This is a genomic window from Vibrio sp. Vb1574 (assembly GCF_033338675.1).
Genome location: NZ_JAWOTC010000024.1, coordinates 33,623 through 55,686, shown reverse-complemented (window position 1 = coordinate 55,686; position 22,064 = coordinate 33,623). Strand labels below are relative to the sequence as shown.

General features: G+C 43.8%; 19 protein-coding genes. 14 read left to right on the top strand and 5 right to left on the bottom strand.

All coding sequences use genetic code 11. The features are described 5' to 3' along the window. Positions 1-13 precede the first annotated feature (13 nt). The 5 genes from recJ (at position 14) to R7O12_RS15245 (ending at position 6,936) form a co-directional block, all read left to right on the top strand. Complete coding sequence (recJ, locus tag R7O12_RS15265) at positions 14-1,753, top strand: single-stranded-DNA-specific exonuclease RecJ (protein WP_017821504.1); 1,740 nt, start codon at positions 14-16, stop codon at positions 1,751-1,753. A gap of 173 nt (positions 1,754-1,926) precedes the next feature. Then, positions 1,927-3,025, top strand: a protein-coding gene (gene prfB, locus R7O12_RS15260; protein ID WP_100068604.1) for a peptide chain release factor 2 whose coding sequence is annotated in 2 segments (ribosomal slippage) — positions 1,927-2,001 and positions 2,003-3,025 — 1,098 coding nt in all. Because the reading frame shifts where the segments join, the coding sequence is not laid out codon by codon here. A 34-nt stretch (positions 3,026-3,059) separates the two neighbouring features. Next, complete coding sequence (gene lysS / locus R7O12_RS15255; RefSeq protein WP_005382861.1) at positions 3,060-4,577, top strand: lysine--tRNA ligase; 1,518 nt, start codon at positions 3,060-3,062, stop codon at positions 4,575-4,577. A gap of 244 nt (positions 4,578-4,821) precedes the next feature. Further along, complete coding sequence (vpsR, locus tag R7O12_RS15250) at positions 4,822-6,156, top strand: cyclic-di-GMP-binding transcriptional regulator VpsR (RefSeq protein WP_005385970.1); 1,335 nt, start codon at positions 4,822-4,824, stop codon at positions 6,154-6,156. Positions 6,157-6,684: 528 nt separating this feature from the next. After that, a complete protein-coding gene (locus R7O12_RS15245; protein ID WP_005381776.1) occupies positions 6,685-6,936 on the top strand; it encodes a hypothetical protein in 252 nt (83 codons plus the stop codon). Positions 6,937-7,067: 131 nt separating this feature from the next. On the opposite strand, the gene R7O12_RS15240 is transcribed toward R7O12_RS15245, so the two are convergent. Then, positions 7,068-8,102 carry an NADP(H)-dependent aldo-keto reductase gene (locus R7O12_RS15240; protein WP_005381774.1) on the bottom strand — a complete coding sequence of 345 codons (1,035 nt, stop codon included), beginning with the start codon at positions 8,100-8,102 and terminating at the stop codon, positions 7,068-7,070. Between the two features lie 154 nt (positions 8,103-8,256). Between R7O12_RS15240 and R7O12_RS15235 the strand changes: the two genes are divergently transcribed. Beyond that, on the top strand, positions 8,257-8,568 hold the full coding sequence (locus tag R7O12_RS15235) for a DUF6482 family protein (protein WP_005381772.1): 312 nt from the start codon (positions 8,257-8,259) through the stop codon (positions 8,566-8,568). 15 nt (positions 8,569-8,583) lie between these two features. Here the strand turns inward: R7O12_RS15235 and mutH are convergent, their stop codons facing one another. Beyond that, on the bottom strand, positions 8,584-9,264 hold the full coding sequence (gene mutH / locus R7O12_RS15230; RefSeq protein ID WP_005385968.1) for a DNA mismatch repair endonuclease MutH: 681 nt from the start codon (positions 9,262-9,264) through the stop codon (positions 8,584-8,586). Between the two features lie 619 nt (positions 9,265-9,883). Between mutH and rppH the strand changes: the two genes are divergently transcribed. The 5 genes from rppH to R7O12_RS15205 all read left to right on the top strand — a co-directional run bounded on the left by rppH (position 9,884) and on the right by R7O12_RS15205 (position 15,222). Continuing rightward, positions 9,884-10,405, top strand: a complete 522-nt coding sequence (gene rppH / locus R7O12_RS15225; RefSeq protein ID WP_005381953.1) for an RNA pyrophosphohydrolase — start codon at positions 9,884-9,886, stop codon at positions 10,403-10,405. 2 nt (positions 10,406-10,407) lie between these two features. Then, complete coding sequence (ptsP, locus tag R7O12_RS15220) at positions 10,408-12,654, top strand: phosphoenolpyruvate--protein phosphotransferase (protein WP_005385966.1); 2,247 nt, start codon at positions 10,408-10,410, stop codon at positions 12,652-12,654. Between the two features lie 6 nt (positions 12,655-12,660). Further along, a complete protein-coding gene (locus R7O12_RS15215; protein WP_005385965.1) occupies positions 12,661-13,452 on the top strand; it encodes a sulfite exporter TauE/SafE family protein in 792 nt (263 codons plus the stop codon). An 87-nt stretch (positions 13,453-13,539) separates the two neighbouring features. Further along, positions 13,540-14,361, top strand: coding sequence for a prolipoprotein diacylglyceryl transferase (gene lgt, locus R7O12_RS15210; protein ID WP_005381948.1), 822 nt, complete (start codon positions 13,540-13,542; stop codon positions 14,359-14,361). A 9-nt stretch (positions 14,362-14,370) separates the two neighbouring features. Further along, positions 14,371-15,222, top strand: coding sequence for a thymidylate synthase (locus R7O12_RS15205; RefSeq protein ID WP_025768429.1), 852 nt, complete (start codon positions 14,371-14,373; stop codon positions 15,220-15,222). Positions 15,223-15,292: 70 nt separating this feature from the next. On the opposite strand, the gene R7O12_RS15200 is transcribed toward R7O12_RS15205, so the two are convergent. Both R7O12_RS15200 and R7O12_RS15195 read right to left on the bottom strand, forming a co-directional pair. Further along, a complete protein-coding gene (locus tag R7O12_RS15200) occupies positions 15,293-16,435 on the bottom strand; it encodes a flavohemoglobin expression-modulating QEGLA motif protein (protein WP_262635009.1) in 1,143 nt (380 codons plus the stop codon). A gap of 147 nt (positions 16,436-16,582) precedes the next feature. Continuing rightward, the gene (locus R7O12_RS15195) at positions 16,583-17,728 is read right to left on the bottom strand and encodes a Na/Pi symporter (protein WP_025768431.1); all 1,146 of its coding nucleotides are present in this window, start codon (positions 17,726-17,728) and stop codon (positions 16,583-16,585) included. A gap of 386 nt (positions 17,729-18,114) precedes the next feature. On the opposite strand from R7O12_RS15195, the gene nhaR reads away from it, so the two are divergent. Together nhaR and R7O12_RS15185 are read left to right on the top strand one after the other, a co-directional pair. Beyond that, positions 18,115-19,005 carry a transcriptional activator NhaR gene (gene nhaR, locus R7O12_RS15190; RefSeq protein WP_005381942.1) on the top strand — a complete coding sequence of 297 codons (891 nt, stop codon included), beginning with the start codon at positions 18,115-18,117 and terminating at the stop codon, positions 19,003-19,005. A 288-nt stretch (positions 19,006-19,293) separates the two neighbouring features. Next, complete coding sequence (locus R7O12_RS15185; protein ID WP_005381940.1) at positions 19,294-19,602, top strand: ArsR/SmtB family transcription factor; 309 nt, start codon at positions 19,294-19,296, stop codon at positions 19,600-19,602. Between the two features lie 304 nt (positions 19,603-19,906). On the opposite strand, the gene rpsT is transcribed toward R7O12_RS15185, so the two are convergent. Beyond that, positions 19,907-20,167, bottom strand: coding sequence for a 30S ribosomal protein S20 (rpsT, locus tag R7O12_RS15180; RefSeq protein WP_005381938.1), 261 nt, complete (start codon positions 20,165-20,167; stop codon positions 19,907-19,909). A gap of 305 nt (positions 20,168-20,472) precedes the next feature. Here rpsT and murJ point away from each other — a divergent pair, with 305 nt between their 5' ends. Continuing rightward, positions 20,473-22,035, top strand: coding sequence for a murein biosynthesis integral membrane protein MurJ (gene murJ / locus R7O12_RS15175; RefSeq protein WP_005385957.1), 1,563 nt, complete (start codon positions 20,473-20,475; stop codon positions 22,033-22,035). Positions 22,036-22,064 lie beyond the last annotated feature (29 nt).

Sequence of the window (22,064 nt, the reverse complement as noted above, 5' to 3'; positions counted from 1 at the left end):
GGCTCTTTTAAGCATGATAGAAATTCAACGACGTCCTGAACCTGATCTTTCCCTTCTTCCTGATTCCATTCCTCCGATTCTTAAACGTATCTACATCAACCGTGGGATAACGGATCTTTCACAATTAGAAACGTCGGCCCGTGGGTTGCATTCATATCAAAAACTCGGGGGGATTGAGCAAGCTGTCGATCTTTTGTTTCAGGCGATAAAAGAACAAAAACGCATCATCGTTGTCGGTGATTTTGACGCTGATGGCGCGACAAGCTCAGCATTATCAGTGCTCGCGCTGCGTATGCTTGGTAGTCACAATGTGGATTACCTAGTGCCAAATCGTTTTGAAGACGGTTATGGGTTAAGCCCAGAAGTCGTTGACCAAGCCTTAGAGCTTGGCGCTGAGATGATCATGACGGTGGATAACGGCGTCTCATCAATCGAAGGCGTGCGTTACGCAAAAGAAAATGGCATTACTGTGCTTGTTACCGATCACCACTTGCCAGGACAAGTGTTGCCTGATGTGGATGCAATGGTGAACCCAAACCTTGAGAGCTGTAGCTTTCCATCTAAAGCGCTTGCGGGTGTAGGGGTCGCGTTTTATCTTATGATGGCACTATGCGTTCATATGCGAAAACACAATTGGTTTGCAGAACAGGGGATGCAAGAGCCCAAATTGATGGAACTGATTGACCTTGTTGCACTGGGTACCGTCGCCGACGTCGTTCCATTGGATGAAAACAACCGCATTCTTGTACACCAAGGCTTGCAACGTATTCGTGCTGGCAAAGCGCGTCCCGGCATCCAAGCATTAATTGAGGTCGCGAAGCGCGATGCGCGTCGTTTAGTTGCGTCTGACTTTGGCTTTGCTTTAGGTCCACGTATTAACGCTGCAGGTCGTCTTGATGACATGTCTTTCGGTGTTGAACTATTGATGTGTAACAACATCCACGCTGCTCGTCGCATGGCAAGTGAATTGGATGGCTTGAACCAAACTCGTAAAGAGATTGAAGAAGGCATGAAGCAAGAAGCGATGGCTTTCTGTGAGCGCCTTCAGTTTGGTGAAGGCAATGAGCTTCCTTATGGCTTAGCCTTATTCCAGCGTGATTGGCACCAAGGTGTGATTGGTATTTTGGCTTCGCGCATTAAAGAGAAGTTTCACCGTCCAGTCATTGCATTTGCTGATGGCGGAGAAGGGACGATTAAAGGCTCGTGTCGTTCTATTCCGGGGCTACACATGCGCGATGCGTTGGATTTCATCGACACACAAAACCCGGGTTTGATCATCAAGTTTGGTGGACACGCCATGGCAGCAGGCTTAACGATTAAAGAGCAGGATTTTGAGCGTTTCAGTCGTTTGTTTGATGAAGTGGTAAAAAAGGAACTCGATGAAGCGGCGCTAAAAGGCGTGATCATGTCAGATGGTGAACTTAAGCCGGAAGAGTTCTCTATGCATGTTGCTGAACAGCTGCGATCGGGTGGCCCTTTTGGACAAGCCTTCCCTGAACCAATCTTTGATGGTGAGTTTAAAGTACTGCATCAAAAGCTGGTGGGTGAGAAGCATCTTAAATTGATGTTAGAGCCGCTTTATAAAGGTCACCCTACCAATGTGATGATCGACGGCATTGCATTCAATGTTGATCTACGCCGATGGCCAGATGCATCGGTTAAAACAGTACGTCTCGCGTATAAGCTGGATGTGAATGAATTTCGTGGTAATCAATCATTGCAATTGATGATCGACCATATCGAAGCTAAGTAATACCTAGATTAACCTTTCTTATAGAGTACGGTTGCCCCTAAGTGGGCGTAAAATTTTATGACCGTGCTCTCTCTCACCGCAATCTGATTTCTCATCCGAAATTTTCCTGTATCTCGGTCACATTTTTCAGTAGAATTTCTCGGTTAAATTCTATTCTAAAATGTTGAGTAAACATGTTTGAAATCAATCCAATTAAAAACCGTCTGCAGGACGTGTCTCAGCGCACAAATGTCCTGAGGGGGTATCTTTGACTATGACGCGAAGAAAGAGCGTCTAGAAGAAGTCAACGCAGAACTTGAACAACCAGATGTATGGAACGAACCTGAGCGTGCGCAAGCACTGGGTAAAGAGCGTGCATCACTAGAAGCGGTTGTTGAAACCATTGATCAACTAGAGCAAGGTGTGGAAGATGTAGAAGGTCTTCTTGAGCTGGCTGTAGAAGAAGAAGATCAAGAAACATTTGACGAAATTGAACCAGAACTTGCTGAGTTGGAAGAGAAGCTAGAAAAGCTTGAATTCCGTCGTATGTTCTCTGGCGACCACGATAGCTCTGATTGTTACATCGATTTGCAAGCAGGTTCTGGTGGTACAGAAGCACAAGACTGGACTAACATGCTGCTGCGTATGTACCTACGTTGGGCAGAAGCGAAGGGCTTCAAAGCTGAAGTGATTGAAGTCTCTGAAGGTGAAGTCGCGGGTCTTAAGTCGGCAACAGTTCGCATCTCTGGTGAGTATGCGTACGGTTGGTTACGCACTGAAACGGGCGTCCATCGTCTTGTTCGTAAATCTCCGTTCGATTCAGGCGGTCGTCGCCATACGTCATTTGCTTCTGCGTTCATCTATCCAGAGATTGATGAAAACATCGACATCGACATTAATCCTTCCGACCTACGTATTGACGTTTACCGTGCGTCAGGCGCAGGTGGTCAGCACGTAAACACCACAGAATCTGCGGTACGTATTACGCACGTACCTACGAACACAGTGGTTCAGTGTCAGAATGACCGTTCTCAACATAAGAACAAAGATCAGGCAATGAAACAGCTTCGAGCGAAGCTATTTGAGCTTGAATTGCAAAAGCAAAATGCGGAAAAACAAGCTAATGAAGACGCTAAGTCTGACATTGGCTGGGGTAGCCAGATCCGTTCTTACGTATTGGATGACTCACGTATTAAGGACCTCCGTACGGGCATTGAAAACCGTAATACTCAAGCGGTTCTTGATGGCGATCTGGACAAATTTATTGAAGCTAGCCTGAAATCAGGTCTATAAAGCTTTTCACCGACAAAAACAGGATACATCGAAAATGACTGATGCTGTTCAAAACGAAACTGTACTAGAAGAAAATAAGCTGATTGCTGAACGCCGCGCTAAACTGGATGCAATCCGAAAGAGCTGCAAAGCGAACGGCCATCCAAACGACTTCCGTCGTGACGCACTAGCGGGCGACCTTCAGAAAGAGTTCGGTGAAAAGACGAAGGAAGAGCTAGAAGAGCTTAACCACGTAGTAGCAATCGCTGGCCGTATCATGGCTAAACGTGGTCCATTCTTGGTAATTCAAGAAACTTCTGGCCGTATCCAAGCTTATGCTGACAAAGCGGTTCAAAAAGTACTTAAAGAAAAATACCAAGGTCTAGATATCGGTGACATCATCGGTGTTAAAGGTGCACTTCATAAGTCTGGTAAGGGTGACCTATACGTGAACATGGAAGAGTACGAGTTGCTAACCAAAGCACTACGTCCACTTCCAGAAAAGTTCCACGGTCTAACTGACCAAGAGATGCGTTACCGCCAACGTTACGTTGACCTGATCGTTAACGAAGACTCTCGTCAAGCGTTCGTAGTACGTTCTAAAGTAATGTCTGCAATCCGCAACTTCATGATCTCTAAGCAGTTCATGGAAGTTGAAACGCCAATGATGCACGTTATCCCTGGCGGTGCGAGTGCGCGTCCATTCATCACGCACCACAACGCACTAGACATGCCAATGTACCTACGTATCGCGCCAGAGCTATACCTGAAGCGTCTAGTTGTTGGTGGTTTTGATCGCGTATTCGAAATCAACCGTAACTTCCGTAACGAAGGCCTTTCTCCACGCCACAACCCAGAATTCACAATGATGGAATTCTACATGGCGTACGCAGACTACAAAGATCTGATGGACCTAACTGAAGAACTACTAAGCTCAGTGGCGCAAGAAGTTCTAGGTTCAACGTCAATGCCTTACGGTGATGAAACGGTTGAGTTTGGTGGTACTTACACTCGTATGAGCATGTTCGAAGCAATCAAGCACTACAACCCAGACCACGCGCAAATCCAAGCGCTAACAGAAGAAGACCTACAAAACCGTGATCTAATGGTTTCTATCGCGAAATCTGTTCACGTTGAAGTAGAACCTTTCTGGACATGCGGTCAGCTTCTTGAAGAGATCTTTGGTGAAACAGCAGAACCTAAGCTAATGCAGCCTACGTTCATCACTGGTTACCCAGCAGATATTTCTCCGTTGGCTCGTCGTAGCGATGATAACCCGTTCTTTACAGACCGCTTTGAGTTCTTTATCGGTGGCCGTGAAGTAGCGAACGGTTTCTCAGAGCTTAACGATGCTGAAGACCAAGATGCACGCTTTAAAGCACAGGTTGAAGCGAAAGAGTCTGGTGACGACGAAGCAATGTTCTACGATGCAGACTACATCACTGCTCTAGAGCACGGCCTACCGCCAACAGCAGGCCAAGGTATCGGTATCGACCGTTTGGTTATGCTACTGACTAACACGCACACTATCCGTGACGTGATCTTATTCCCTGCAATGCGCCCGCAAGCGTAATTCGATAGGATGAGTAAAAAAACCACCTTCGGGTGGTTTTTTTTTGCCTTTTAGTTAAGGTAATTCAAGTTGTTGCACTTGCCTTTTAATGGGATATGCAAATAAACATTCGCCAAATCTCAATCTATTGCATAGTCTTAATACTGAGACAGACGTGAGGGGGCGGAGTCTCGATAATGTTACCCGCTCGCAAAGATAAGTTTGTGGCACAAAATTTCTATTAACAATGAAAAAGGGTTAGAGAATGGCTGGGCAGTTTAAGATGGATTCCATCCCGGGATCGCTTGTGGTAGTTGGCGGTACTTATGAGCCTTGGTTATCGGTACTGGAGCAAGTGGGCTGGAAGTGTCATCAAGTAGGTGACTTACGCAAAGCTAATACGCTGTTAGAAGATATTGGTCCATGTATCGGTATTGTTGATCTCAGCCATGACGAGTTCAGCTTGAATGGTTTGGCGAACTTAGTCAGCTCTCACAAACACGTACGTTGGTTAGCGTTTATTCGTGAATCTCAGCTTGGCACTGACACCATATGCCAGTTCATTGTTAACTTTTGTATCGATTTTTTCACAGCGCCGATCCCAGATGCACAGTTATTAAGCACAATAGGTCACCAGCTTGGCATGCTTAAATTGGAGAAAAAAGTTTGGCCTAGTTTTGGTAGCAGTTTAGATATGGGTTTGATCGGTGAATCTATCCCGATGAAACGTTTACGCGATCAAGTGAAGCGCATTGGTCCAACGGACGTCAGCATTCTGATTTCTGGGGAAAGTGGGACTGGTAAAGAGGCGGTTGCTAGGGCCATCCATAAAGTCTCTTCACGCTCTCATAAACCGTTTATGGCAATTAACTGTCGCGCACTCAATGAACAACGTTTCCAAGCTGAAGTATTTGGTATTAACGCCGATGAAGATATGGAAGCATGCCTGCTTGAACAAGCAGATGGTGGCACCGTGTTGTTTAATGACATTCTTACCATTTCAAAAGAGCAGCAAATGAATCTGCTGAGATTCTTGCAAGAAGGCACCATTGATACCAAAGATGGCGTAAAAGCGGTTAACGTGCGTATTCTTGCTGCTAACTCGTCGGATGTTGAAAAAGCTTTGATTGACGGTGACTTCAATGAAGAGCTTTACCATTACATCAACGTTCTGCGCATCAATGTCCCTAGCTTGAAAGAACGTGCGAGTGACATCGCATTGCTGGCTCGTTTCTACTTACAAGAGTTCTCAAAAGAGTACAACTCGCAAGCAAAAAGCTTTTCTGAGGATGCATTCAAGGCACTGACACGTTATTTCTGGCCTGGAAATGTGCGTGAGCTGATGAACCAAGTGAAGCGAGCGGTATTAATGTCCGACAGCGTAATGATTGAAGATCATCACTTAGATTTACCTCAACGTAATGACTCAAAGCGCAGCTTGAAATCAATCCGAGAGAAGAGTGAACGTGATGCGTTGCTGGTTGTTTTGGAATCTCATTCTGGTCAAGTTTCAAATGCGGCGAAAGAGCTCGGAGTTTCGCGTGCAACCATGTATCGACTACTTAATAAACATAACTTGATTTCCGAACAAGCCATGTAGTTGGCCTTTCCCTGTGTTAAATAGGCGAATAAATACAATAAAAGAGAGTGGCCACAGAGCCGCTCTTTTTATTTTTGTTTGGTTTGATTTATAAAATCCGCAAATTTATATATTCCTCAGGTGAATATGTTATACATAAAAGTATATGAAACTAAATTGCGGTGTATTGATTTGTTTTTAATCAAAAAGGCAAAAAATGTTTGATATATATTCATCAAAGCTTACAATTTAACCGTAACTCAATGAGTTATACCTTTCATAAACGGATTAATTTTTAGCTAGGAGGCGCAAGATGAAACATTACGTTGTTAACACCACTGCTTGCGCTGATCGTATGCCTATCGCTCCGATAACCCTTAAATCGGATGATACCAATACCACTGGCTCACAAGATAAAAATTAATCCGTAACCTATCATATTTATTACTAGGCTGCGGGAAAGTAGCGGCTTAGTATCAACAGAATATTTCTGTTCATTTTACGCATTATTTTTCCCAGTCGAATACATCGATAATCGGAGAAAATATTATGCGTCACTCTATTTACTTACAATTGGCCACTTTGCTATTAAAAGCAGACCTTAAACGCGAAGAAAAGCAATGGCAGCGTACCATACGCCGAACTGCTCATGATATTCCATGGACGAATGTTCATCTATTGAGGGATATTGGTTTAGATCGCGATGGTCGTTCTACACGTGCCAATGTTCCGGATGCAGTAAAAGTTGAACGTCGAGTTCGTCACCTTCGTCGAGTCTTAACGTCGCGAATAATGACGTAATCGTTAGCGTGTTGGGCTGACTGAGTTGCTAACGAGTCATTCAACACGCTTAACTTTTTATATGAAGTATGACTTCATTGGATAAACAGCTGATCTTGAAGATCAGCTGTTTTCGTTTGAAGGTGGTAGTGTTAAGGGCAAGGATTCGAGTAAGTTGTACCTATTGCTTGAATTTCAGTAAGTAGTTCGTCGCTAAGTTGCAAATCAATACTGTCGATATTGGCTTTTAATTGGTCTAGGTTTGTTGCTCCGATAATGTTAGAAGCAACAAATGGACGCTGATTGACAAACGCGAGCGCCATTTGTGCAGGGTTTAGGCCATGCTCTTGAGCTAAATTGACGTAAGCTTCGGTCGCTTTAACACCTTGCGGAGTGAAGTAGCGCGCAAAACGCTCCCACTTAGTGCATCGAGCGCCTTCAGGTTTTGCCCCGTTTAGGTATTTACCACTCAGGCAGCCAAATGCCAAAGGAGAGTAGGCAAGTAACTGAACGCCCTCGTAATGGCTGATTTCAGACAAGCCAACTTCGAAGCTGCGGTTCAATAAGTTATATGGGTTTTGAATGGAGACAATTCTTGGCAAATCGTGTTTTTCTGCCAAACGCAATAGCGACATCACACCCCACGGCGTCTCGTTGGATACGCCGATATAGCGCACTTTACCTGCATTCACTAATTCAGTAAGCGCTTCCAACGTTTCAATTAACGTGACTTCTTCTTGTTTGTCAGGGTATGGGTAGTTGAGTTGACCAAAGCAGTTGGTTTGACGCTGCGGCCAATGTAGTTGGTACAAATCGACATAATCGGTTTGTAGACGATTAAGGCTGTCATCAATTGCTGTATGGATGTGGCGACGATTAAGGCTCATGTTGTCTCTGATGTGAGGAACATTGCGAGGGCCTGCCACTTTTGTTGCCAGTACTACTTTCTCTCTTTTGCCGCTTTTTGCTAACCAATTACCGATGTATTGCTCGGTGAGCCCTTGTGTTTCCGAGTTTGGCGGTACAGGGTACATCTCTGCGGTATCGATGAAGTTCACCCCATGATCGAGGGCAAAGTCGAGCTGTTCAAAGGCGTCCTTTTCTGTGTTTTGCTCGCCAAACGTCATAGTGCCGAGGCAGATTTTACTGATCTCAAGTGATGAGTGCGGTAGTTTTGTGTATTGCATATCACGTCCTTGAAGAGTTACCGACTAAATAAGTGACTCCAATATAGGGGATTTGTAGCCGCAATCGCAAATGATTTACGTATAAAGGAAGAGCAAACTCGAAAGCTACAGTTAGCCTAACTACACTTAAATGATCGTGTGAAGGAGGTATGTTATGCAGAAGCATCAATTGGACATGTGGCTACATGGTCCACATAAAGATACTTATAAAACTCCCAAAGTATTTGTGATTGGGTGTTCTGATGTCTCTGACTATCTTTTAGCTGTGGAGTACAAGCATCAACTTGAGCCGATTAAAGACGGTGAAGACCCGATACATTTTGGCTCTCTAGACTTAGTAAAAGAAGAACTATTGAGGCTAGGGGTCGATAAAGCGTATTTAAGGCTGCGCAATGCGTATGACGAATGTGGCACTGAAGAGGCAGCCTCATACTGCGATATTGAGTTATCGCTCGTGACGCACTAAATAGCTGATATAGTTTTATTCTGGTTGAGTGTTAATGTAGTGCTTGAGTAAGATCTGTTCAGTAAACTGTGTTCTAAGGTAAAAGCCTCGGGGCAGAGTTTTCATCGGCTTACCATTTGAGTTATATGCTTCGGTGAGCGCTTTTGCATTTGCGGCTTTAGGGCGAAGATGCAGCGCTTCTCCGTGTCTGGCGGAAATTTGATCAAATCTTCCCAAGACGATCATCTCCATTAACTCTTCCCAGTCATTTCGCAAAATCCGTTCTTCTTCTTCATCTGGTGACCAAATGAGTGGACTGCCCACACGTCTTTCAGGGAGTGGGATTTCTCGTTCTCCTTCTACGGGTACCCAAAGGACACGAGATAGCTTGTTTCGAACATGACTTGTTTCCCATGTAAGACCATGAACACCAGTGAGGGGCGCCACAGAAACAAAGGTTGTTTCTAAAGGTTTGCCAGAGTAACTGATCGGAATACTTTTCAACTCGATCCCTAGTTTTGCGAAATCTTGTTGAGGTTTACTGCCAGCTGGAGCGCCCAAGTGCCATTCGAGTAATTGACCCACCCAACCTTTATCACGTTTTAAGTTTTCAGGAACAATCATATTCGCCTCGGCGGCCAACTCAGCAAAACAGAGTCCTGCCATATCATGCGCTCGTTCCAATAGCTCTGCTTCTGTTTGTGGTTCTGGTTTCATAGTTACAAGGTGGTATTACAAAAAATATAGTTTATCAAACTCCGACCAAATCTACTGTTTAAGATTTCACCGAGGCGGTGTAAGAACGATCAATTCATAACTTATCCACAGGTGGAGGAGGTATTGATAAGATCCTGGCGGGGTCTGTATGAATAAACAGGGGTTAAAATGCATTTTTGGGGTTGATTTTGTTGTAATCATCTAAACGAATAGCAGGTGAGTGTGGATAAATAGCCTGTTGGTGGATCTTTGACCGATCTGAGTTTGGTGAAAAGATCATCAAGAAACTGAAGATCGAATAATCGTTGTTTTTAAAAATAAATACTTTTTTATCAATGTTTTATGTTTGTTTTTTTGTTTCTTCATCTGTTTTGCTTTTGATGGGATTGAACTGAATTACTCATTTGAATTGAATTCTTCACAAAGTTATTCACAGAAAAGGTGAATAAATGTGGGCAATGTCTCACTCTTGTGTTGATAAGGTATGGTTTGATTAAAAGATATCCAAAAATGGTGAAAAGGTAATAAATCTTGCTCATATCACATCAGTAAGTTTGCTAGTAATGGGGATATGTGGAAAAATCACGGTAATAAAAAATTTATTCATAGAGGTTAGCCAGTGATAGATGGCGATGGTTACCGACTTAATGTTGGTATTGTGATATGTAATAACCATGGTCAGGTCTTCTGGGCTAAACGATACGGGCAACACTCATGGCAATTTCCACAAGGTGGGATTGACGAAGGTGAAACCCCTGAACAAGCCATGTTCAGGGAGTTATACGAAGAAGTCGGTTTAACGAAAAAAGACGTTAAGATCATTGCAACAAGTCGTCATTGGTTAAGATATAAGCTACCAAAGCGATTGGTGCGTTGGGACTCCAAGCCTGTTTGTATCGGCCAAAAACAGAAATGGTTTCTGCTGAGATTAGAATGCGATGAGTCTCGCATTAATATGCAACGCGGAAAATCCCCTGAATTTGATGGTTGGCGCTGGGTAAGTTACTGGTATCCAGTTAGGCAAGTTGTTTCTTTCAAGCGAGATGTTTATCGACGAGCGATGAAAGAATTTGCATCCTTAGCCATGCCTTTTCGAGAGAGAAAAGCGAAAGGGAAAAGAAAAAAGCAACGTAGAGGATAATCATGCTCAGTCAGCTAAGGGAAATAGTTGAGAAAGTCTCCAGGGTCGATGATGTGCATCTGGCACTCGATATATTGGTGAAAGAGACTTGTGCTGCCCTTAGTACTGAGTGCTGTACTATCTATCTTGCTAATGAAGAAATGCAGCGCCTTGAGTTAATGGCAACTCAAGGCCTTATTTTTGAAGGTGATAGTATTCATATCAACTTCAATGAAGGCTTGGTTGGGTTGGTAAAACGAAGCGCTGAACCCCTTAACCTTGCCGAAGCCTCAAAACACCCCGAGTTCAAATTCTTTCCTCAACTCGGCGAACAGATTTACCACTCTTTTTTAGCTACTCCAATCATTCATCGTAAACAAGTTTTAGGTGTGTTGGTGATCCAACAAAAAACGCCGCGCTTGTTTAGTGAAATGGAAGAATCGTTTCTTGTTACCTTATCCGCTCAGTTAGCGGTGCTCATTGCACATGCGCAGAATCTTGGGCATTGGCAGTTAGCATCTAAACCCACGGTATTAAAAGGTTTGCCTGCGTCTACTGGTGTCGCGATTGGAGAGTTTTGGTTCGACAATACCCAGCCGAGTTTATCGGATGTTTTCCCTTCGTCCACGTTAGATAAGGAACGCGAGCACGAGACATTACTGGTGGCCATAGAGCGAGCGTTAAATGACTTTCGCCGTATGCGGAAAAAGCTGGACAGTGAAATCAACAAAGATGCGCTGGCGATCTTCGATCTGTTTACTCACTTACTGAATGATCCGATGCTTCGCGGTGATTTGAAGAAGCAGATTGAAAAAGGAGATAGGGCAGACTGGGCGTTACGCCAAGTTGTAGAGTCATACTCGAATCGATTTGCAAGAATGTCGGATGTATACATGCGTGAAAGAGCGCAAGATATCCGAGAGTTAGGGCAAAGGCTGCTCTATTTTCTGCACAACAGTGAGCAAGAAAATTCTGCAATTGATCGTCCCATTATTTTGGTGGCGAACGAACTCACTGCCACCTTGCTCGCTTCTGTACCTAAAGAGTTTTTGTTAGCCGTCGTATCATTAGAGGGAGGCGCAAACTCTCACGCTGCCATTTTATCTCGAGCTCTTGGGGTCCCTGCAGTCATGGGCGCCAACATTAATCCGGATGTGGTGAATGGCAAACTCGGGATAGTCGACGGCTATACGGGTGAGATCTTCTTAGAGCCAAACCGCCAGTTGTTGCGAGAGTATCGCAGCTTAGTAAGCGAAGAGTCTGAACTGTTTGCCATGGTAAACAAGGACCTCGCACTCCCTGCGGTTACGCAAGATAATCACCATATCGAAATTATGCTGAATGCGGGACTCAGTGCAGACAGTAATATTGCCATCAACACAGGTGTTGATGGTGTTGGGTTGTACCGAACTGAGATTGCATTTTTACTTCAGCATCACTTTCCTTCGGAAGATGAGCAGTATCATCAATACCAAGCAATACTTAACAGCTATCCGAATCAACGAGTAGTGATGCGTACTTTGGATATTGGTGGTGACAAACCTTTGCCGTATTTGCCCATCGAAGAAGATAATCCGTTTCTAGGCTGGCGTGGCATTCGTTTTACATTGGATCATCCAGACATTTTCTTGATCCAGCTGCGTGCAATGTTAAGAGCGAGTGCAGAAAGCGGAAACTTAAGTATCTTATTGCCAATGGTGTCAGGGGTAAAAGAGCTAGACGATGCCATTAGCTTGATTAATCAAGCTCACAGCGAAGCCGTTTTGCTTGATGATAGAATTCAATTCCCACAAATTGGGGTCATGATTGAAGTACCATCGATGGTGTATCTGTTGCCAACGATTGCTCACCGTGTTGATTTTGTTTCTGTCGGGACAAACGATTTAACTCAGTATTTATTAGCGGTAGATAGGAACAATTCGCGCGTAGCGGATGTCTATGAATCTATGCATCCTGCGGTACTGTTAGCGCTTAAGCAAATCCATGAGGTGTGTGATAAATATCAGGTGCCCGTGTGTATTTGTGGTGAGCTAGCGGGTGATCCATTTGGCGCTCTTCTCTTACTTGGGTTAGGGTATACCAGTTTGAGTATGAACACCTCCAACGTGGCTAAGGTGAAATATTTGATTCGTCATAGTCAACAAGAAGAATTAGAAAAATTAGCGGAGCAAGCAATGACAAAATCCTATGGGGAGGACATTCATCAAATGATGCATGACTTCTTCATTCAACAGGGCTTTGCGGGCTTTATCCGTGCAGGTAAAAAGTAGGAAATCGTGACCGTCTCTTTATTTTTGTTATTGTTGGCGCTAGGCGCTTTTGTGGGTGTGATGGCGGGGTTACTCGGTATCGGTGGTGGTTTGATTGTTGTTCCTGCCTTGTTGTATTTGCTTCCTCTTGCTGGGATCTCTCCAGAAATGAGTATGCACATGGCCTTAGCCACTTCGTTAGCGAGTATTATTGTCACGTCTGGCTCATCGGCGATGAATCACCTTAAGCTCGGCAATGTCGATATGTTTGTCGTAAAATGGTTGATGCCTGGTGTGGTCATTGGTGGCTTTGTTGGTGCCAATATTGCTGAGTGGATCCCTACACACTATTTGCCGAAAGTGTTTGGTGTCATTGTTCTTTGCCTGTCAGTACAAATGTTTCGTTCCATTAAAGTTACGAGCAGTAAACCTATGCCGAGCAGCCCTGTGACTGTAGTTTACGGCACGGGAATTGGTGTCGTATCAAGCCTTGCTGGTATTGGTGGTGGCTCACTGTCGGTACCATTTTTAAATAAACATGGGATAGAGATGCGTAAAGCGGTGGGCTCATCCTCCGTTTGTGGTTGCGTGATTGCTATTTCTGGTATGATCGGCTTCATCTTACATGGCTATAAAGTGGAAGGCTTACCTTCATACAGTATTGGCTATGTTTATCTTCCCGCTTTATTAGCGATTGCTATGGCCTCGATGCTCACAACAAAAGTGGGTGCGAAGCTCGCAACTAACCTTCCAACTGCGGTATTAAAAAAGATATTCGCGGTGTTCTTAATGTTTGTTGCAGCGACCATGCTGCTCTAAGTTTGTACCCAAGTCATTCTCGCTGAACCAAGCATCTAGAGGTTACTTGGGTATATTTATTTTGTTGTGATAAGAAGAGAATGATTTATGTCTCAGGGATATATTGAATTTCCCAATATTGATCCGGTTTTAATCTCTATTGGTCCTGTTTCGGTTCGTTGGTACGGTTTGATGTACCTTGTTGGCTTTATGTTTGCTCTATGGTTAGCGAACCGACGTGCGGATAAGCCTGGAAGTGGTTGGACACGAGAGCAGGTTTCTGATTTGTTGTTCGCAGGCTTCCTTGGCGTGGTGATTGGTGGCCGTGTAGGCTACGTGCTTTTCTACAATTTTGAGCTCTTCCTGGCTGACCCTTTGTATCTATTTAAAGTGTGGACCGGTGGTATGTCTTTCCACGGGGGCTTACTGGGTGTGATTACTGCGATGTTCTGGTATGCACACAAAAACGGGCGAACTTTCTTCGGTGTTGCTGACTTTATCGCGCCGCTTGTGCCATTTGGTTTGGGTATGGGGCGTTTAGGTAACTTCATGAACAGCGAGTTGTGGGGCCGAGTAACGGATGTGCCTTGGGCGATCGTTTTCCCAAATGGCGGTCCACTGCCACGTCATCCATCACAGCTTTATGAAATGGCGCTTGAAGGTATCGTCCTTTTCTTCATTTTGAATTGGTTCATCAAGAAACCTCGTCCTCTAGGTTCTGTTTCAGGACTCTTTCTTGCGGGTTACGGAACCTTCCGTTTCCTAGTAGAATACGTGCGCGAACCAGACGCTCATTTGGGTTTATTCGGTGGCTTTATTTCCATGGGACAGATTTTATCCCTGCCAATGGTGGTTATCGGTGTCCTCATGATGGTTTGGGCATACAAACGTGGTCATTACAAAGACGAATTACCACAAAAGACGAAGTAAGGTATTGGTGTGAAACAGTATTTAGATTTGTGTCAACGCATCGTTGACCAAGGTGTTTGGGTTGAAAATGAGCGTACAGGCAAGCGCTGCCTGACCGTAATCAACGCGGATTTAACCTACGATGTTGCGAACAATCAATTTCCGTTGGTCACCACACGTAAAAGTTTTTGGAAAGCGGCCGTTGCAGAGCTATTAGGGTATATTCGTGGTTACGATAATGCGGAAGATTTTCGTAAGCTGGGCACGAAAACCTGGGATGCCAATGCCAACCTAAATGATGCCTGGTTGAATAACCCATACCGTAAAGGTGAAGACGACATGGGCCGTGTCTATGGGGTTCAAGGGCGCGCCTGGGCGAAACCTGATGGTGGTCATGTTGACCAGCTACGTAAGATAGTGGATGACTTAACGCGTGGTGTTGATGACCGCGGTGAAATCTTGAACTTCTACAATCCGGGTGAGTTCCACATGGGGTGCTTGCGTCCTTGTATGTACAGTCACCATTTTTCATTGCTGGATGATACGCTTTACCTGAATAGTACTCAGCGTTCGTGTGATGTACCGCTTGGCTTAAACTTCAATATGGTTCAAGTTTACGTGTTCTTGGTGATTATGGCGCAAATTACGGGCAAGAAACCTGGTCAGGCATTTCATAAGATTGTGAATGCTCACATTTATGAAGATCAGCTTGAACTGATGCGCGATGTTCAGTTGAAACGTGAGCCATTAAAAGCGCCGACGTTCCATATCAACCCAGAGATTAAATCTCTAGAAGATTTGGAAACATGGGTCACACTGGATGACTTTTGGGTTGAAGGGTACGAGCATCACGATCCTATTCGTTACCCATTCTCAGTGTAACGAGTATCGTTCTTCAAGATATAGAAAAAGCTCCGAATGGAGCTTTTTTCTTTTTTGTACTTAGAAGGTATTATTTTAGTGCACTGACAATATAACGGTGAATTGGGTTGGTCTGCATCGGTGTGGACAGTGCCGGGCTAATAAACTTAGGTTGAGTGAATATTTCTTTACTCACTAATGAACGGATAAGCTCAAAGTACTTCAGCTCTGTTTTCCCGCACAACAATAGTGAAAAGTCATCGCCCAATTTATCATAGGCATTGAGCACCTCTCGGAATCCTCTAAGATACAAGTAATCCTTCGTTAAACCTCCACCTCGATAGACTCGGGCAGTCGTTGTAAATGCTTGAAGATCAGAAGCTTTATACTGTTCTTTTAATAGCATGAACGTATGGCGGAAATCGCGATCCTTGATCATCGACTCTACTGCCAGAACTCGTAAGGCTAAGGTTCTTAGGCGCTTGATACTGAAATGTCCTGACAGATACTCACATAATATAGCCAGCCCTTCTTGAGTGTTGGTATTGGCAGGGCAACCTAAGCTCAGGACTTTTAGCGGTTGTTGACGACCGTTAAGCGTAGTCAGGAGATGTACTCCCATTTCATGATGTGCAAGAGCCTCCAGCTCATCAGTGGTGATGTACGCCGCGTGGTTAATTTTGACTCGAGATCCTGAAACTAGTGCGTTTGCTAACATCCCGTCCAACACCTGTATTTCACATTCATACCCATTGCGTAGAGCAAAATTTTGCATGAAACGTGCTATTGCACGGCTATCGTGCTGAGGTTCTTTTTCTTCTTCTGTAGGAAGGTGCAATATGAAATGGGCGTTGGCAATATCTTTGGCGCTCGGTTCCCCATAATAGCGTAAGGAGTTATAAAGAAACTCTTGCGTGCCGATGGTATTCACTTGATCCAGTTTATCTGCATAAGACTGAATTACATCCGCGTACAGCCTCTGCAGTTGGGTGTCTTGAATGTTTTCTAGAGGTAGCTCATATAGACGTCGCTTTGCGCTGTGGGTATCTACGTTAGTAATTGAATATTGAAAATTAGGCTCTTGAGAATATTTGTTTTTAATGAAACGTTCTCTTTCTTGAGCATAATTAAGAGGATTCACGCTACTGAGGATATCAATATCAGCAACCAGTTGGGTTAGGTTTTCGTCTATTGCGAGTAGCTGATCAGAAATAGCGTCATTAAGCTGCGTCATGTTGTCGACTCCAAATGAGATAGCTCAGCATAAGCATGCTGATGTGGCTCAAATTATCACCGGACAATCGATTTGAACAGTTTAATTATCATAAAAAAGGCTCCACGATGTGGAGCCTAAACAATAAGCGATGGTATGTCGTTGTTGTTACGTTGTTAGGGCTAGAATTGCACCTGGTAGAATAACGAATACTGACATTAGGTAACCACCAACAACTGCTTTATTCTTAATAGCCATTTCAGAAATCATCTCAGCGCCTTTAACCGGAATCTCACGTAGGAATGGAATTCCAAAGATAAACAGCGTCGCCATGATGTTAAATACTAAGTGGACTAGAGCGATTTGTAGTGCGAATACTGCGAACTCTCCAGACACCGCTGTCGCTGCTAGTAGTGCCGTAATACAAGTACCAATGTTAGCACCCAGAGTGAAAGGGTAGATATCTCGTACTTTCAACACGCCAGTACCAACCAACGGAACCATTAAACTTGTCGTGGTTGAGGAAGATTGTACTAGAACGGTCACGATTGAGCCTGATACGATGCCGTGAATAGGACCACGACCGATGGCGTTTTTCAAAATTTCACGTGCGCGACCAACCATTAGGCTCTTCATCAATTTACCCATCACTGTGATTGCAACGAAGATAGTCGCAATACCCAAAGCAATAAGCATGACGCCGCCAACAGTATCACCGAAGGTAGAGAGTGGCTCTTTAATTGCGCCTACGACTGGCTTTGTAATTGGTTTAATAAAGTTGAAGCCTTTAATGCTCATATCACCAGTAGCAAGCAGTGGAGAAACAAGCCAGTGAGAAACTTTCTCTAAAATGCCGAACATCATTTCCAACGGAAGGAAAATAGCGACAGCAAGCAAGTTGAAGAAGTCATGAATGGTTGCACTTGCAAATGCACGTTTGAACTCTTCTTTACAGCGCACGTGGCCAAGAGACACAAGCGTATTGGTCACTGTGGTACCAATGTTAGCACCCATCACCATAGGGATAGCGGTTTCTACAGGTAAGCCACCTGCAACCAAGCCTACAATAATAGACGTTACAGTACTTGAAGACTGAATTAAGGCTGTTGCCACCAAGCCGATCATTAGACCTGCAACTGGGTGTGCGGCAAATTCAAATAGCACCTTAGCTTGATCGCCAGTTGCCCATTTAAAGCCACTACCAACCATAGATACTGCTAGAAGAAGCAGATATAACATGAATGCCAAGTTAGCCCAGCGTAACCAACGAGCTGTGCTCGAAATTGGTGCCACTGTTGAAGTAGCTTGGTTCATCATAATTTTCTCCGTTGACCTTTCAGTTCATTTTTCGGTCTGTAGTTGAATCTGCGGGCGATGTTAGAGAACAAATATTTCAGTAATATTACAGATTTCTTGCTGTGAGAGATTTTTATTGTTCTTTTTGATAATGGCGTAAAAGAGGAAGAAAATTAATTTTTAACTTATTGATTTTAATGGTTAAATTTTGATTTAGTTTTGTTTGGTTTTTGCGTTTTTTTTGTAGAGAAAATGCGCCTCAGTTCAACTTTTATGACAGTGTTGACTTTATACTTTCGGTAAAACTTATGCTTTTGTAAGGTATTGTATGGTTTTGTCGAGTTTATTGTTTGTCTCTGTCACATTTGGTATAAAAAGTATCACTTTCTTTTCGGGACTCGATCATGTCACATCTAAACTACAACCATCTCTATTATTTCTGGATGGTGTGCAAACAGGGCTCTGTAACTAAGGCGGCTGACGCGCTCTTCCTGACACCGCAAACCGTGACAGGACAGATTAAAGCGCTTGAAGAGCGCATGAAAGGAAAGTTAACCAAGCGCAATGGTCGTACAGTTGAGCCCACTGAGTTAGGTCAGCTTGTGTTTAAGTACGCCGACCGGATGTTCGGTTTGAGCTATGAGATGTTAGATATCGTCAATTACAGCCAGCACTCGAACATTCTATTTGAAGTTGGTGTAGCCGATGCATTATCTAAACGCTTGGTCAGTAAAGTACTGATGACGACCGTCCCGGAAGATAACAGTATTCATTTACGCTGTTATGAATCGACCCACGAACTGCTACTTGAACGCCTTTCTCAGCACAAGCTAGATATGATCCTTTCGGATTGTCCCGTTGATTCTACTCAAAGTCCTGGCCTTTATAGCAAAAAGTTAGGTGAAAGTAGCATGAGCTTTTTTGCTTCTTCTGAAATTGAAAATGTGCGATTCCCTGAGATCTTGGAACAAAAAAAACTTCTGATTCCCGCGAGCCGAACGGCTATGGGGCGTAAAGTTATTCAATGGTTTGATCGTCAAGGTCTTCAACCCAATGTGCTGGGGGAGTTTGATGATGTTGCGTTGATGAAAGCTTTTGCTCGGTACCACGATGATGTGATTTTCTTGGCACCGACCGTATACATGTCGGAGATTGAAGACGACCGAAATTTACAGCTAATTGGCCATGTCGATGGGCTAAAAGAAGAGTACTACGTGATTTTTGCGGAACGAATGATCCAACACCCCGCGGTAAAAAATGTTTGTGATGCTGATTTCAGTCAAATGTTTGAGTAAACCCGTATCGTTGCGTAAATAAATAGATTACTATCAATAAAAATATAATTCTAAATAATATCTAAGTAAGCAAGATACTTGTTTTAGTGAGCAAAACTATTAATTATTGATGGCGCACCAATTAAAATCCTTGGTGGATAATATTGGTGTATCACTAACAACTAAATTAGAGGTTCTAATAATGAAGACTCTGGAAGTGTATCTTGATTTTCTTAGATATATAAATCAGTGCAACACAACAAGCTGGCCAGGGTTGGAATAAGTAAGTTGTAGCTAGAGGTCCAACACATGAATCTACAAGAAATGGAGCAGAACTCCGCAAAAGCCGTCGTGTTGCTCAAAGCGATGGCAAACGAGAGACGCCTACAAATCCTTTGTATGCTGCATAACCAAGAGCTGTCCGTGGGAGAGCTGTGTGCAAAGTTAGAGCTAAGCCAGTCGGCATTATCTCAGCATCTTGCTTGGCTTCGCCGTGATGAGTTAGTCACGACAAGGAAAGAAGCACAAACGGTGTACTACACATTAAAGAGTGATGAAGTGAAAGCGTTAATAAAAACACTGCATAGTCTTTATTGTGCTGAGAGTGCTCAACATTAATTAAATAGTCCTAATATACTGCTCATCTTAGAGTGTGAATCTGACTTGTTGGAATATTTGAGAGTGGCGTTAAACTTTTGATGATAGGGTACTACTCATCGACCAATTTGCTTTGTTCTCAAGTGTTTTATTAGTGCTTTCTAGTTTGAGCGTTATATGGGTAATGAATAAGCTGATGTCTTTAAATGGGACATTCAGAAAAAGAAAAGCTGGCATTGCCAGCTTTTTTTATTAAGAAAATTTTGTAGATATAAAAAAACCGACACAAGGTCGGTTTTTTCTTCACTGTAAAATCAGGACTCTATTAAAGAGCTTTGATTTGTGCAGCGAAACGAGACTTATGGCGAGCTGCTTTATTCTTGTGAATAAGGCCTTTAGTTGCCATGCGGTCTAGGATAGGTGTAACTACAGCGAATGCAGCAGTTGCAGCTTCTTTGTCGCCTGCTTCGATAGCAGCAACAGTTTTCTTCATGTAAGTACGCATCATTGAGCGACGGCTAGCATTGTGCTGACGACGTTTCTCAGCTTGGATAGCGCGCTTCTTAGCAGATTTACTATTTGCCAAGGGTCTAACTCCCAAAAACTTAGTTCTGTGACAATTTAAGGGCGAGGAATATCCCTCATTTGCGCTTAAATGTCAAATGATTTGTGCAAAAACCGATCTAAGCCAAAACAAATTTTGGTAAGAGAGGTTATCGCGGTTAAGATGGCGGGGATTCTAACAGCATTTTTATACCAATGCTAATAATTATCCGCGAAAGGCACACTTATTCCTTACAACCCGCGGATAGATTTTTGACGTCTATTTACAGCACCTGTCAGAGAAACAGTATAGGGTTAGCTGTCTTATGGTGATATTCCGAGGTTACAGTGAGTAAACGACTACTCAAGTCTGGCATGATCGTCAGTGCTATGACATTTATTTCCCGCGTTCTTGGCCTAGTTCGTGATGTTGTAGTGGCAAATTTAATGGGGGCAGGAGCAAGCGCAGACGTCTTTTTCTTCGCCAATAAAATTCCTAATTTTTTACGACGTTTGTTTGCTGAAGGTGCTTTTTCCCAAGCGTTTGTACCTGTTTTAACGGAAAGCCATGCTCAAGGCGACATGGATAAAACTCGGGAGCTCATTGCTCGTGCGGCGGGTACATTAGGGGTGATAGTCTCAATTGTTACCATCTTAGGTGTTCTAGGTTCCGGAGTGGTGACTGCACTGTTTGGTTTTGGTTGGTTCCTAGACTGGATGCATGGTGGTCCCGCGGCTGAGAAGTTCGAACTTGCTAGCGTGATGCTCAAGATTACCTTTCCTTATTTATGGTTCATCACTTTTGTTGCCCTATCGGGAGCCATTCTCAATACACTAGGTAAGTTTGCGGTTTCTTCGTTTACTCCTGTCTTCCTCAATGTGATGATCATTTTGGCAGCATGGTTTATCTCGCCGCAGATGCCACAGCCAGAGATTGGTCTTGCCATCGGTGTTTTCCTTGGTGGTTTGGTTCAGTTCTTATTTCAAATCCCTTTCCTTATTAAAGCGGGGGTTATGGTTAAGCCGAAATGGGGCTGGCGCGATCCGGGCGTGGTGAAGATCCGAACCTTAATGATTCCTGCTTTGTTCGGTGTGTCGGTAAGCCAAATCAACTTGTTGTTTGATACTTTTATTGCCAGCTTTCTGCAAACCGGTTCGATCAGTTGGTTGTACTATTCAGATCGCTTGTTGGAATTCCCGTTAGGTCTGTTTGGTATTGCTATTGCAACGGTGATTTTACCAGCATTATCACGCAAACATGTTGACGCACAAAATGAAGGATTCGCACAAACCATGGACTGGGGGGTGCGCATGGTGATCTTACTTGGCCTTCCTGCAATGCTTGGTTTGATGGTACTGGCAAAACCTATGTTGATGGTGTTATTCATGCGAGGTGAGTTTTCGCCACAAGACGTACATCAAGCATCATTGTCACTCTTTGCTTACGCTTCAGGCTTGTTGAACTTTATGCTGATTAAAGTGCTCGCTCCGGGTTATTACTCGCGTCAAGACACTAAAACGCCAGTGAAATACGGCATCATTGCGATGGTGACCAACATGGTATTTAATGCAATTTTTGCGTACTTCTATGGCTACGTTGGCTTGGCTATCGCGACGGCACTATCGGCATTTGTGAATATGGCACTGCTGTATCGTGGCCTGCACATCGCAGAGGTATACCAAATCACTAAGCGAACCGTCTTCTTTATTATACGTTTAGCTATTGCTGGCGCGGCGATGGTGGCGGCAATCTTATGGCAACTGGAAGATATGTCAGTATGGCTGGGCTGGAGCTTTGCTCACCGAAGCGCGGTGCTAGGGATGTTGATCGGTTTAGGAGCCGTAGTTTACCTAGTGGTTCTATTTTTAACTGGTGCGCGTTTAAAAGACCTAAAAGCTGGGACAGACTGAGGGTGATTAGTATATAATCCGTCAGTTTC